The following is a 13,363-nucleotide window of genomic DNA, read 5'->3' on the forward strand; positions in this document are numbered from 1 at the left end:
CCGCGTGACGCCCGAGCAGGACGAGGCACTCCGCGTGCTCCTGCTGCAGGGCCCGGCGCAGCCGTGCGAGCCGCTGTCGCTCGGTGTCGGCGAGCGGTCCCGGCAGACCGGGCAGGGGCTCGCCGCGGAGCAGCGCGAGCGCCCGGCCGCCCGCGTCGAGGGCGGCGGCGAGGTCGCCGGAAGCCTTCGCCCGCCTGCCCCGGGCCGCCTGCTCGGCGAGCTCGGCGAGGTCGGTGCGGGCCCCGCCGGGCTCGAAGCGGTAGCCGCCGCGCCCGCCGCCGATCACCGACCGGTCCGGCCCGGAGTCCGGCGCGTCCAGTGCCCTGCGGAGCGCGTACACGTAGCTCGGCAGGACGCGGTGGCCCGTGCCCGGCGGTTCGGCGCCCCACACGTCGTCGAGGAGCTGCCGGTACGTCACGAAGCCCGGGGCGCGCAGGACCAGGGCGGCGAGCACCGCCTGCCGCCGGACCGGACCGAGGGCGACCGGCACGTCGCCGCGCAGGGCCCGGACGCGTCCGAGCAGGTCGATCCGCAAGGGACCGCGCGCCCCGGCCGGGCCCCCGCCCCGGCCCGCCGGCTCCACACTCACGTCCTCGCCCCCACGTCCCCCGCCCGCGCGGTGCCCGCACCGCTTCCCGAGACCTTCGCTTCAGCAGCATTTCATCGGTCTTCCACCGCCCCGCGCCAGGGTGGCCCCGTCGGGTCGGCTGCCGCCGTGGGGGCGGCAGCCGACCCGTGCCGTCGAGAGTAGGGAGACACCGTCATGTCACACGCCGGCAGCAGGCCCGGCACGCGGCCCACCCGCCGCGCGGGCCGATGGGAGCGCTACCGGGTGACCCACCCGTTCTCCGCGCGGGACCAGGCGGGACTGTGGGGCGCGATCGCGGGCGTCGTCGGCCTCGCCGTCCTGCTCGGATGGGCGCTCGACATGAAGGGCGGTGTCGTCATCGTGGCGACGCTCCCCTTCGTCGTCTCCTGGTACGAGAGCCGGCGTACGGCGTTCCAGTTCGACGCGGCCGGCGCCCGGTTCGGCACCGTTCTGCTGCCCTGGAGCGACGTCACCCAGCTGGTCGTGGCCACACCGGAGGGCGGCCCGCACGCCCTGATCGGTGCGCGGCTGCGCCCCGGCGTCTCCCTCCCGGCGGGCGGGACCGTCCTCGCCCACGACCCGGACATGCCCGCGCCGATCCATGTCGCGGTCCTCCGCGCCAAGTTCGACCTGCGGAAGATGGTGGTCAAGGCACGCAAGTACGCCCCGGCGCACCTCCAGATCGTCGTAGCCGAGCCGTCCGGCGAACGCGTGGCGGCGTAGACCACCGCCGGACGGGGACGGAGGAAGCGAGAAGACCGATGCAGCGCCCGTCGCGGCCCTGGTACTCCCCGCAGCAGCCGGTGCCGGGCAATCCGTATGTCCCGGCCGCGTCCCAGGAGTACGCCATGCTCGCCGGACACCCGGCCCACGCGAAGGGCCGCATCGTGATCACCCCGCCGAACGTGAGCGGCGACGACGGCCGGCACCGGGCCCGCGTGCTGTCCTTCGCCCCGGCGGCACCGTGAACGGCCCGGACGGCCGTGGTCCGGGTGATCCCGCACCGGACCACGAGCGCCTCGACCGTGGTGTCGACGTGGACCGGTCGTTCATCGAACCGGAACGAGACCGGTGACCCCGGAGACCGGAGCCGGGCCGACGGGCCCGGCGTCAGGCGGGCGGGAGGAACTTCGCCGACTTCTCCGCGAGCACGTCGGCCAGGTACTCCGCGGCGTCGTCGGGCCGCATCCGGGCCAGCGCGACCATGCCGGTGATCACCGCGTCGGCGATCTCCTCCTGGACGTGCTCCCAGCCGTGGCTGCGGCCCTTCCGGGGGTTGGTCGCCCGGGCGCCGATGACGGCCTGCGCGGCCTCGCCGACCTCCTCGGAGAGCTTGAGGACCTGAAGGGTCCACTGCTCCTCCGACGGCAGCCCGCGCTCGGAGTCGAGCCGCGTGAACAGCGCGGCGAGCGAACCGATCGTTTCCCACGGGGTGTTGTCCTGCATGAGCCCTCCTCGGACGAAGACGACGGGCGGTCGGGTGACGGGCGGCCTGACCGCCCGTCACCGGGCTCAACGAGGGGGCGCCGTTTCCGGGCGCGCGTTTTCGAGACGCGTGGAGCCGTCCGGTCAGCCGCCCCGGCGGATCTTCGCCGCCCGGCGGGCCTCGGCCGTCCTGCAAGCCTCGGCGGCCCGGCGGGACTCGTTCTTCGCGCGGCCCGGGCGACCCGGGACGGTGCCGATGCCCCGGAAGGCCGCGCCGCCGCGCTTGACGCCCTCCTGGCTCGGCGCGGCCCCGTCGACCGGCACGCCCGAGGGCTTCCGGGCTCCGGTGATGCGCGTCAGCTCGGCCTCGCCGGAGCGGACCCGGGTGACGCGGGGACGGATGCCCGCCTCCGCCATGAGGCGGGCCACGTCCTGGCGCTCCTCGGGCGTGACCAGGGTGACCACGACGCCAGACTCGCCGGCGCGGGCGGTGCGCCCGCCGCGGTGCAGGTAGTCCTTGGAATCGGCGGGCGGGTCGACGTTGACGACGAGGTCGAGCTCGTCGACGTGGATGCCGCGCGCCGCCACGTCCGTGACGACCATGACGGGGACCTCGCCGGTCTTGAAGCGCTCCAGGGTCCTGGCCCGCAGCGGCTGCGACTTGCCGCCGTGCAGCGCCGCGGCCCGCACGCCGCTGCCGAGGAGGTGCTTGGTGAAGCGGTCGACGGAGGCCTTGGTGCGCAGGAACATGATCACGCGCCCGTCGCGGGCGGCGATCTCCGTGGCGGTGGCGAACTTGTCGGCGCCGTGCACGTGCAGCACGTGGTGCTCCATGGTGGAGACGGCGGCCGCCGGGGGGTCGACGGAGTGGCCGGCCGGGTCCTGGAGGTAGCGCTCGACCAGCTGGTCGACGTCACGGTCGAGCGTGGCCGAGAACAGCATCCGCTGGCCGCCCTCGGGGACCCGGTCGAGCAGCTCGGTGACCTGCGGCAGGAAGCCCATGTCGGCCATCCGGTCGGCCTCGTCGAGGACGGTGACGGCCACCCGGTCGAGACGGCAGTCCTTGCGCTCCACGAGGTCCATGAGCCGGCCTGGGGTGGCGATCAGGACCTCGGCCCCGTCGCGCAGCGCCGTGGCCTGCCGCCCGATCGACATGCCGCCGACCACGGTGGCCAGGCGCAGCCCGAGGACGCCGGCATAGGGGGCGAGGGCGTCGGCGACCTGCTGGGCCAGCTCGCGGGTGGGGACCAGGACCAGGGCGAGCGGCTTGCGGGCCTCGGCCCGGCGCTTGGCGGTGCGGGCGAGGAGCGGCAGACCGAAGGCGAGCGTCTTGCCGGAGCCGGTCTGCCCGCGTCCGAGGACGTCGCGGCCCGCGAGGGCGTCCGGGAGCGTGGCGGCCTGGATCGGGAAGGGGGTCTCGACGCCGTGGCGGGTGAGTTCCGCGAGCAGGCCGGCCGGCAGGCCGAAGGCGGCGAAGGTCGCGGCCGCCGCGGTGGCGTCCGTGTGGGGCGTGGTGTTCATGCGGCACCTGGTCCGTGGGGAAGTCCGGTAAACGCGACGGGCCGGGGCCCCCACCACACGAGTGGGGACCCCGGCCGCGTCGGACGTGTCAACGTCAGGCGGGGAGGATGTTCTCCGCCTGCGGGCCCTTCTGGCCCTGCGTGACGTCGAAGGTCACCTTCTGGCCTTCCTGGAGCTCACGGAAGCCGGAGGTGGCGATGTTGGAGTAGTGGGCGAACACGTCCGGGCCGCCACCCTCCTGCTCGATGAAGCCGAAGCCCTTTTCCGAGTTGAACCACTTCACGGTGCCAGTAGCCATGTCATATCTCCTTCGGGGCGTAGCCCTGGGAGCCGCACTGTGCGGATCCCGGCGTCGCCGTGATGATTGCCCCGTCCGGAAAACTGCACCGAAAACACATAAAGTGCCTGACGATGTCGAATCGTCGAAGGCACTTGTAAGTTCAATGGGAACCACGACTGCAACTGATCTCGACTGTAGCACGGTTCCGGCGGGCACGCACGAAGAATGTCCGATTTGCCGCGAGGACGAACGTGACCGTGACGAGCAGCGCCCAGGCGCCGAACTTCGTGAGGGAGACCGGCTGCCAGCCGTCCAGCTGGTCCGGGTAGCTCCAGGCGCCGACGTACGTGGCCGCGTTCTCGGCGACCCAGAGGAAGAAGCCGATCAGGACGAAGGACAGGGCCAGGGGCATCCGGTGGTCGCTCTCGCCCACCCGGAAGCGGACCCAGGTGCCCGCCGTCGCGGCCAGGAGCAGCGCGGCCAGGGCCCAGCGGACGTCGGGCAGCCAGTGGTGGCTGAAGAAGTTCACGTACACGGCCCCGGCGAGGAACGCCGTGATCCGGGGCCGGTAGCCCGTGAGCCGGAGGTCGAACAGGTGCCAGGCGCGGCAGACGTAGCTGCCGAGCGCCGCGTACAGGAATCCGCCGTACAGCGGCACGCCGCCGAACTTCGTCAGGGCGTCCTCCGGATAGCTCCACGAGCCCATCCGCACCTTGACCAGCTCGAAGAGGAGGCCGATGGCGTGGCACCCGGCGATCACGGCGACGTCCCGGCCGGTGTCCCAGCCGACCTTCCACGCGAGGACGGTGAGCCCGATGCCGTACAGGAGCAGCAGGTCGTAGCGGGCGACCGGCAGTTCGGGCAGCAGGGTCGAGGCGGCGATGCCGCCGACGAGCGCGACGGCGAAGGCGCAGCAGCGCGCCTCCAGGACCGCGAAGCGCAGCAGTTGACGTGTCCCGTGGGTGAGCGTCTCCATGGCGGGAGGGACGCCGGCGGGCCGTGAGCGGTTCGCCGGTCCCGGCGGACGGAAACGACGGCGCGCCGCACTCCCGGGAGGGGGAGCGCGGCGCGCCGCCGTGCCGTCGGGCGTGGTGGGGATCAGACCGCCGGAACCGGGAAGGTCGGGTACTCCACGCCGGAGACGTGCTGGACGACCCGGATGACCTGGCACGAGTAGCCGAACTCGTTGTCGTACCACAGGTACAGGATCGCGTTGTCGCCGTCGACCTTGGTCGCGCCGGCGTCGACGATGGACGCGTGGCGCGAGCCGACGAAGTCCATCGAGACGGCGTCGGGGGCCGTGGTGAAGTCGATCTGGCGCTTCAGCGGCGAGTGCAGCGAGACGTCGCGGAGGTACTCGAGGACCTCCTCGCGGGTGGTCTCGCGGCCCAGGCGCAGGCTCAGGATGGCGATCGAGACGTCCGGGACGGGGACGCGGATCGAGCTGCCGGTGATCGGCGCCTTCAGGTCGGGCAGCGCCTTGGCCACGGCGGAGGCGGCACCCGTCTCCGTGATGACCATGTTGAGCGGCGCGGAGCGGCCGCGGCGGTCGGCCTTGTGGTAGTTGTCCAGCAGGTTCTGGTCGTTCGTGAACGAGTGGACCGTCTCCACGTGGCCGCGCAGCACGCCGTACTCGTCGTCCATGGCCTTCAGCGGCGGGACGATCGCGTTGGTGGTGCAGGAGGCGCAGGACAGGATCTGCTCGTCCGGCTTCACCGTGTCGTGGTTGACGCCGTGCACGATGTTCGGCACGTCGCCCTTGCCGGGCGCGGTCAGGACGACCTTGTCGATGCCGGGGCGCAGGTGCTTGGAGAGGCCCTCGCGGTCCCGCCACTTGCCGGTGTTGTCGATGAGGATGGCGTTGTCGATGCCGTACGCCGTGTAGTCGACCTCGGAGGGGTCGTTGGCGTAGATCACCTTGATCGTGTTGCCGTTGGCGACGATGGTGCTGTTCGCCTCGTCGACCGTGATCGTGCCCTGGAACTGGCCGTGGATGGAGTCGCGGCGCAGCAGCGAGGCGCGCTTCACGAGGTCCTGGTCGCCGCCGCCGCGGACGACGATCGCGCGCAGGCGCAGACCGTTGCCGGAGCCGGCCTTCTCGATGAGGAGGCGGGCGACGAGGCGGCCGATGCGGCCGAAGCCGTAGAGGACGACGTCGCGGCCGTCACGGCGCTCGATCTTGTTCTCGCCGATGGCGCCGGCGACGGCCTCGGCGGTGAACTCCGCGACCGACAGACCGCGGTCGTCGGTCTTGTAGTCCGCGGCCAGCACGCCGATGTCGATCTGGCACGGGCCCAGGTCGAGGGTCGTGAGGGTCTCGAGGAACGGCAGGGTCTCGGTGACCGAGAGCTCCTCGCCGTCGATCTGCCGGGCGAAGCGGTGGGTCTTGAGGATGCTGACCACCGACTTGTTCACCAGGGAGCGGCTGTGGACCAGGACGGTGACGTCCTGCTCCCGGTGCAGCTTCCCGATGATCGGGATCATCGACTCCGCGATCTCCTCGCGGTTCTTCCAGCTGGTGAACGAGTCGTCATTGACAGTCACAAGATTATCTTTCGAGCTAGGCGGCGCTCATATGGTAACCCCCGGTCGGTTTGATCAATCAAGGGGTGCCGGACCGTACGATGGGTCACGTCGGGAGCCGCCGCGGACGGTGCCCGGCCCCGAGGTCCGCGTCCTCCTCGCCGCCCCGCTGTTCCAGGCCGGCCGCCCGGGAGACCCGCGCGGACGCGCCCGTCGGCCGACCCGCGCCCGGGTCCCGGGCCCTCGTGGTCTCCGGATCTCCGGCATGGGCGGCGCCGGCAGGACCGCCCTCGCCGTGAACGTGGCGCACGGCCCACGAACCGCTCACCCGCCGGTACGATCCCGGCGGGCGGATCGACGAGTGCCCGGAAGGCCTGAAGGCCCTGGCGTCCCGGGCGCCGACGGAGCGAACGGTCTTCTCGCGGTGGCCCCGTGGAGGGTCACCGAGCCGACGCGCGGCGCTCCCGGAAGCGGGCGAGGCGCTCTTCGAGCGCCGCCCGGCGTTCGGGCCACTCCTCGGCGACGACCGAGAAGACGGCGGAGTCCCGCAGGCGGCCGGCCTCGCCCGGAGCCCAGGAGGCGGCCCAGTTGCGCAGGACGCCCTCGAAGCTCGCGCCGACGCCGGCGATCGCGGCCCGCGAACGGGCGTTGCGGGCGTCGGTCTTGAGGTCGACCCGGGCCACGTCCCAGTCCTCGAAGGCGTGCCGGAAGAGCAGGTACTTGGCCTCGGCGTTCACCCCGGTGCCCTGGGCGGAGGCCGCGAGCCAGGTGTAGCCGATCTCGATCGCGCACAGGCCCTCACCGGAGGGCCACGGGCGCGGATCCAGGAAGGCGGTGGCGCCGACCACGCGGCCGGTCGCCGGGTCGACCTGGACGTAGGGGGCGACCAGGCCCTCGGCGGCGCGGCCGAGCTGCGCGTCGACGTAGGCCCCGGCCTCCTCCCGGCGCGGCACCCAGGTGAACCCGTACGAGTCCCTGTTCTCCTCCGCCGCCTCCGCGAGGCCGGCGGCGTGGTGGTGCCCCAGCGGCTCCAGGCGGACGAACTCACCCTCCAGAACCGGCCCTTCCAGCGTGAAACCCATCAGTCCGCCCCCGTGCCCGTCGAGCCGTCCACGACCGTTCGATCAGGGTGCAGGGTCGCAGAGCGGAGGCCCGTACGGCACCTCGATCTCACCCTGTGGTCAGCCGAAGGCGAGGGCCCGGAAGCCGTCCCTGACCCGGGCCAGCGGGCCGGCGTCCCGGGTGAGGCGGAGCCGGTTGGTGAGCAGGACCGCCCAGCGGCCGCGCGTGGGCGACACCCACAGGGCCGTGCCGGTGAAGCCGAAGTGCGCCCAGACGTCCTCCGCCGGTTCCGTGCCCGGCGCCGGATGCCAGAACAGCCCGCGCGGCGGCAGGAGCCGGCCGGTGTGGACGCGCAGCGAGGCGGCCGTCCACCCGGCGGAGAAGGTGCCGGGCACCGGGACGAGCAGGTGACGCAGGAACCGGCCGATGTCGGCGGTGGTGGTGAAGACCCCCGCGATCCCGCAGGCGCCGCCGAGGAGCCGGGCCGAGAAGTCGTGGACGGTGCCCCGGAGCGGGGCGCCGCTCTCCTCGTCGTACTCGGTGGGCGCGCACCGCTCCCTGGCCTCGGCGGGCAGCGGCCCGTACCGGGTCTCCGTCATGCCCAGGGGCGTCCAGATCCGGTCCCCGGCGAGCCGGGGGAGCGGCTGCCGGGCGAGGTGCTCGGCGAGGTAGCCGAGGACCAGCGCCGCCCGGTCGGTGTACGCCACGGCCTCGCCGGGCCGGTGCCGCAGGGGCTCGGCGAGGACGCCGTCGCGGACGTCCTGCGGATCGGAGCCGTACAGGTGCCGGAGGTTGGCGCGGAGCGGCAGGCCCGCGGTGTGGGTGAGGAGGTGGTGCGCCGTCGCCCCGGCGAGCGGCCGGCCCGCGACCTCGGGCCAGTACGCGCCGAGCGGGGCGGACAGGTCGAGCTTCCCGGCGTCGACGAGCGTGCCCACGACCGCCCAGACCGCGAGGATCTTGGTGAGGCTCGCGACGTCGAAGAGCGTGTCGGGGCGGGTCGGCACGCCGGGGTGCGCCGGGTCGAGCAGCCCGACCGCCCCGGCCGAGAGGGTGGCGCGGGCGTCTCCGACGGCCCATGCGGCGCCCGGGTACGTGCCCGCGCGCGCCGCCTCGCCGAGGAGCCGCTCGAAGGGGTCGCTGCGCAGGGCCAAGGCGTGCCTCCGACGGTCCGGGGAGGTTCGAAAGGGCGGACCGTCGAGATGCCGACGGACCGCCCTTTCGAAGTCATGCCCCGGGCGTACCGGAAGACACCCTTCCGTCAGTGGCCGTCGCCCTCCTGGGCGGTCGGCTTGCAGGTCACCTCGTCGCGCGGGGTGTAGTGGGTCTTGTAGGTCTCCCGCTTGACCTCGACGCCGTCGTTCTTGAAGACGCGGTCCACCGAGATGTCGAAGCCCTCCAGGGGCGGCTGCGGCACACAGGCCTCACCGGTGCCCTCGCGCTTCACGGGCTGGGTGATGTCGGTGCGCGGTCCGGCGACCGCCTCCACGGAGTCGTACTTCTTCGTGCCGAGGAAGCTCACGGTGACCGAGGAGTCCGTGGCGCTCGCCTTGATGTAGATCGGCTTGCCCGTGTCGTTGCGGAACTTCAGGTCGAGCGAGCCCCAGGCGACGGTCGCCTCCCGGCCGGCCGGGTAGCGCTCGATGTAGAAGGAGTGGGCGCCGTGCTCGACGGGCTGCACCCCCGCGAAGAACATGGCGTTGTAGACGGTGGTGGCCATGGCCGACACGCCGCCGCCGGGCGCGGAGCGGTACGAGCCGTCGAGGATCATCGTGCCGTCGACGAAGCCGTTGTCCGGGGTCCGCTCGCCGACCGTCCTGTTGAAGCTCCACACCTCGCCCGGCTGCACCAGCGAGCCGTTGATGAGCTCGGCCGCCCGGCCGATGTTCGTCGTCCGGTACGGCGCGGTGGGGAAGTTCACCGTGAACGTCGACATCTGCTCCGTGATGCCCAGACGGGCCAGCGAGGCGGTGGTCAGCTCCGGCTCGGTGACCTTGGTGGCCACCGGAGCCGTACGGGCCGCGTCGCCCGACCTGGTGAGCAGCGGGCGCACGGCGTCGCCCAGGGCCTTCGCGGTCACCTCGTGGCCCGGCCGGCCCTCCGACTCCACGACGACCTTGCCGTCCCGCACCCCGAGGGACCCCTCCGCCGGCGCGTTCGTCAGCGCGGCGAGGGGCCGTGCCACGTCCGGGTCGCGCAGCAGGGCGTCCTCGTCGAGGAAGGCGGTGAGGCGGCCGTCGTCGTTCTTCACGGTGAGGTGGTCGGAGAGCGTGGCGGCGGAGATCCGCAGCCGCTGGCCGCTCGCCGTGAGCGTCACGGGGCCGGAGACGGCGGGCTTCGCGTACGTGTCGAGGAAACGGGACACCTCGGCGGCGGGCAGCCTGGGTTCGGTCACCGAGACCGGGAGCGTCACCGCGGCGGCGCCGGTGGCGGCCGGGTAGGCCGCGCGCAGGGACTCGGCGGCGCGGGTGGTGTCCAGCTTGCTGCCCGTGACGGGCCGGGTCGCGACGGCCTTGCCGTCACGGAAGGCCACGGACCCCTCGCGGACCTCCCGGTCGTTCTCCTTGGCCAGCTCCGCCACGGTGGCCCGGGTCTTGGCCTCGTCGTACGCGAGCACCGGCCGGATCTCGCGTTCCTCGGAGGAGAACAGCCGCCCGATCACGGTGAAGGGGTCACGGGACGGGTCGGCCGCCAGGTCTGCGGTCTTCGCGACGTCCACGGTCAGGCCGGCGGAGGCCGGGTCCACGGTGGAGGCGCGGTCACCGACCCGTACGGGTATCGGAGCCTTCCAGGAGGCCGGGGCCGCGGCCGTCAGCTTGGCCCGGGCCTCGGCGCGGCTCATGCCGCCGATGTCCACGCCGTCGACCCGGGTGCCGGCGGATATGTCGTCCCCGGTGGCGGCCAGTCCCGCCACGTACAGGCCCCCCGCGGCGACGGCCACCACACCCGTCGCGATCGCCGCCGTCCGGAGACGCGAACGGCGCCCCTCGCGGGGCGTCGGGGCAAGGTCGGTCCTGGAGCGGGGCACACGCTCTCCCGGGGCGTCGAGGAATGGGGCAACCCCACGACGGTACGCCGAAAGAGTGTCTTATGCACATAAAGATGGTTTGACCTGCGGTGATACGGAGTGGGGTGAATTGACCACGGAATGTACGGCCGAACGGGTGCGGGCGAGCACCACACGCCCGGAAAACCCGCCCCCTGCCGCGTCAGCCGCACCCCGCTGGACGGCGCCCCGGCCGTGCGGGGCCGCGCTTGCGTGGGCGGCGCACCGCCATCCACCCCACATGGGCGCGCGCCCGGCGGGGCGGCGCCCCCGCCCCGCCCGTGCGGGCCGCGCTTCCGCCCGTGTGGGCAGTCGTCCCGCTGGGGCGGGACGGGTGGGCACAGGGGACGGCGCCCTCCAGCGGGGCCTCCGCGTTCCGCGCCTGGACCCGCACCATCGGGGAGCCGTGCACGGGGTGCGGGTCCAGGCTCATGAGCCTCGGGCGCCGGCAAGGGGCGCCGTTCCGTTGTGCCCCCCCTCCCCCAAGCTCTCGGCTCCGCTCGAGGAGGGGGGACCCCCTTGCCCCAGCGGAACGACCGCCCACAACGGTGGGGGTGGGAACCGCCCCAGCGGAACGACTGCCCACAACAGGGGCGCGAGGGGTGGGCGCCGCCCCGGCGGAACGGCTGCCCACAACGGGGGTGGGCGCCAGCCCGGCGGTGCGGCCGCCCGCGACCCGGGTCCGTGAGGGCGCGGCCCGCAACAGGTGGGCATCCGCCGCGCGCCCCGCGCCTAAGCTGGACCGATGCCCGTCACCCCCCGCCCCGCCCACCCCGGCCCCCAGTCCGTCGAGCGGGCCCTCGCCGTGCTCGACGCCGTCGCCGACGCCGACCGGCCCGTCGGGGCGAAGGCGCTGGCCAGGGAGCTGGGCTGCGCCCTCTCGACCGTCTACCACCTGACCGGGCCCCTGCTCGCCCGCGGCTACCTCGTCCGCACCGCCGAGGGATACGCGCCCGGCCCCCGCGTCCCGGCCCTGCACCGCTCCCACCAGCGGCACCACGGGCTGGGCGCCGGGACCGGCGAACTCCTGGGCCGGCTGCGGCGGGCCACGGGCGCCGAGGCGTACCACACCGCCTACCGCGACGGCCTGATCACGGTCGTCGACACCACCGCCCCCGTCACGGACGCCGGCCACCCCTTCGTCCCGGGCCCCGAGCCCCGCGCCCACGCGACCGCCCACGGCAAGGCGCTGCTCGCCGCGCTGCCTCGTCCGCTGCGCCGCCGCTACCTGGCGGAGCACGGCATGGCCCGCTTCACCACGCGGACGATCACCAGCGCGGAGCGCTTCGAGGCCGAGGTGGACCGGGTGCGCGACCAGGGCTTCGCCGTCTCCGTGGGGGAGGCGGACCTCGCGTACACCTGTCTCGCCGTCGCCCTGCCCGACCGTGGCGACGGCATCGTGCACGCCCTGTCCGTCTCCCTGCCGACCGCCGAGTTCGGCCGGCGTCAGGGCGGGATCCGGGCCGCGCTGACCCGTGCCGTCCCCGCCTTTCCGACGCCCGCTTCCCCGACGCCCTCCCTTCCGGCACCCGCCTTTCCGGCCCTGCCGGAATCCTGAACCGTCCCGCTCGCCCCACGGGGCCGGTCGCCGCAGGATGGACGCATGATCTTCATCGCCGTCCGGTTCACCGTCCGCCCCGACCACGCCGACCGCTGGCTCGACCTGGTCGACGAGTTCACGCGCGCCACCCGCGCGGAGCCCGGCAACCTCTTCTTCGACTGGTCCCGCAGCGTCGACGACCCGAACGTCTTCGTCCTCCTGGAGGCCTTCGCCGACGCGGAGGCGGGCGCCGTCCACGTCGCCTCCGACCACTTCACGGCCGGACTCTCCGCCATGGCCGGCGCCATCGCCGCCACCCCCGAGATCATCAACGTCGAGGTCCCGCAGCAGGGCTGGGGCGCCATGGCCGAGCTCGCCCCGACCGACGTCTGAAGTCCTCCGCCGACGGCTCCGGCGCGCCCCGCCCCGCCTGATAGGTTCGCGTGGAACGTCACGTGAGACGCAGGTGGGGCGGCGCCCCGAGGGGAGAAGCGGCACATGGCGGTGAGCGGGCGGCAGACCGGCAGGCCCACCCTCGAGGAGGTCGCGGCCCGGGCCGGAGTCGGCCGCGGCACGGTCTCCCGGGTCATCAACGGCTCTCCGAAGGTGAGCGAACAGGCCAAGGCCGCCGTCGAACGCGCCGTCGCCGAACTCGGCTACATCCCCAACCGGGCCGCCCGCGCCCTCGCCGGCAGCCGTACCGACGCCGTCGCCCTGGTGATCCCCGAGACCGAGGCGCGGCTCTTCGCCGAGCCGTACTTCCTCGACATCATCCGCGGGGTGAGCGCCGAACTCGCCGACGCCGACAAGCAGTTGCTGCTGACCCTCATCCGCAGCGAGCAGGAGCGGCAGCGCTTCGAGCAGTACCTCGCCGCGCAGCGCGTCGACGGCGTCCTCCTCGTCTCCGTGCACGGCGACGATCCGCTGCCCGACCAGGTCCGCGCCCTCGGCCTGCCCGCCGTCCTCAACGGCCGCCGCACCGAGGCCGAGCGCGTCGCCTTCGTCGACTCCGACAACACCGGCGCCGGCCGGACCGCCGTCGCCCACCTCGCCGCCCGCGGCCGGCGCGCGATCGCCACCGTCACCGGTCCCCTCGACATGTACGTGGCCCGCTGCCGCCTCGACGGCTACCGCGAGGGCCTCGCGGAGGCCGGACTCGCGCCCGACGAGACGCTCGTCGCCAACGGCGACTTCACCGAGGAGGGCGGCCGCCGCGCCATGCGGGAGCTCCTGGACCGCCGGCCGGACCTGGACGCCGTCTTCGCCGCCTCCGACGTGATGGCGGCCGGCGCGCGGGGCGTCCTGCGCGAGGCGGGCCGCCGGGGCCCCGAGGGCGGGGCCCCCCTCGGCGGCGACGACCCCGCGGGGGCCCCGCCCCCG

General features: G+C 73.9%; 14 protein-coding genes. 5 read left to right on the plus strand and 9 right to left on the minus strand.

Annotated features, from left to right (window positions below; all coding sequences use genetic code 11):
* A partial coding sequence (locus tag K7G60_RS36200; RefSeq protein WP_225805215.1) for a BTAD domain-containing putative transcriptional regulator occupies positions 1 to 589 on the minus strand: 589 nt, incomplete at its 3' end.
* 174 nt (positions 590 to 763) lie between these two features.
* On the opposite strand from K7G60_RS36200, the gene K7G60_RS36205 reads away from it, so the two are divergent.
* Positions 764 to 1,312 (plus strand): hypothetical protein, encoded by a 549-nt coding sequence (locus K7G60_RS36205; protein ID WP_225805216.1) that lies wholly within the window; start codon positions 764 to 766, stop codon positions 1,310 to 1,312.
* Positions 1,313 to 1,350: 38 nt separating this feature from the next.
* Positions 1,351 to 1,557, plus strand: coding sequence for a hypothetical protein (locus tag K7G60_RS36210; RefSeq protein WP_225805217.1), 207 nt, complete (start codon positions 1,351 to 1,353; stop codon positions 1,555 to 1,557).
* Positions 1,558 to 1,699: 142 nt separating this feature from the next.
* Here K7G60_RS36210 and K7G60_RS36215 read toward each other — a convergent pair whose 3' ends face one another.
* The 8 genes from K7G60_RS36215 to K7G60_RS36250 form a co-directional block, all read right to left on the minus strand.
* Positions 1,700 to 2,035, minus strand: coding sequence for a MazG-like family protein (locus K7G60_RS36215; RefSeq protein ID WP_225805218.1), 336 nt, complete (start codon positions 2,033 to 2,035; stop codon positions 1,700 to 1,702).
* Positions 2,036 to 2,158: 123 nt separating this feature from the next.
* Entirely contained in the window at positions 2,159 to 3,535 is a 1,377-nt protein-coding gene (locus K7G60_RS36220) for a DEAD/DEAH box helicase (protein ID WP_225805219.1), read from the minus strand.
* A gap of 94 nt (positions 3,536 to 3,629) precedes the next feature.
* Positions 3,630 to 3,833 (minus strand): cold-shock protein, encoded by a 204-nt coding sequence (locus K7G60_RS36225; RefSeq protein WP_033201600.1) that lies wholly within the window; start codon positions 3,831 to 3,833, stop codon positions 3,630 to 3,632.
* Between the two features lie 142 nt (positions 3,834 to 3,975).
* A complete protein-coding gene (locus K7G60_RS36230) occupies positions 3,976 to 4,791 on the minus strand; it encodes a DUF817 domain-containing protein (RefSeq protein ID WP_225805220.1) in 816 nt (271 codons plus the stop codon).
* A 122-nt stretch (positions 4,792 to 4,913) separates the two neighbouring features.
* Complete coding sequence (locus K7G60_RS36235; protein ID WP_225805221.1) at positions 4,914 to 6,359, minus strand: glyceraldehyde-3-phosphate dehydrogenase; 1,446 nt, start codon at positions 6,357 to 6,359, stop codon at positions 4,914 to 4,916.
* A 419-nt stretch (positions 6,360 to 6,778) separates the two neighbouring features.
* Positions 6,779 to 7,420, minus strand: a complete 642-nt coding sequence (locus tag K7G60_RS36240; protein WP_225805222.1) for a GNAT family N-acetyltransferase — start codon at positions 7,418 to 7,420, stop codon at positions 6,779 to 6,781.
* 99 nt (positions 7,421 to 7,519) lie between these two features.
* Positions 7,520 to 8,551 (minus strand): serine hydrolase, encoded by a 1,032-nt coding sequence (locus tag K7G60_RS36245; protein WP_225805223.1) that lies wholly within the window; start codon positions 8,549 to 8,551, stop codon positions 7,520 to 7,522.
* A 107-nt stretch (positions 8,552 to 8,658) separates the two neighbouring features.
* Complete coding sequence (locus K7G60_RS36250) at positions 8,659 to 10,425, minus strand: VanW family protein (RefSeq protein WP_225805224.1); 1,767 nt, start codon at positions 10,423 to 10,425, stop codon at positions 8,659 to 8,661.
* A gap of 763 nt (positions 10,426 to 11,188) precedes the next feature.
* Between K7G60_RS36250 and K7G60_RS39065 the strand changes: the two genes are divergently transcribed.
* The 3 genes from K7G60_RS39065 to K7G60_RS36270 all read left to right on the plus strand — a co-directional run.
* Positions 11,189 to 12,001: an IclR family transcriptional regulator gene (locus tag K7G60_RS39065; RefSeq protein ID WP_263986701.1), complete on the plus strand. Its 813-nt coding sequence runs from the start codon at positions 11,189 to 11,191 to the stop codon at positions 11,999 to 12,001.
* 45 nt (positions 12,002 to 12,046) lie between these two features.
* Positions 12,047 to 12,376, plus strand: coding sequence for a putative quinol monooxygenase (locus K7G60_RS36265; protein WP_225805225.1), 330 nt, complete (start codon positions 12,047 to 12,049; stop codon positions 12,374 to 12,376).
* Positions 12,377 to 12,481: 105 nt separating this feature from the next.
* On the plus strand, positions 12,482 to 13,363 hold an 882-nt coding region (locus K7G60_RS36270), incomplete at its 3' end, for a LacI family DNA-binding transcriptional regulator (RefSeq protein WP_225805226.1).

The organism is Streptomyces sp. NK15101 (assembly GCF_020400725.1).
GTDB lineage: Bacteria > Actinomycetota > Actinomycetes > Streptomycetales > Streptomycetaceae > Streptomyces.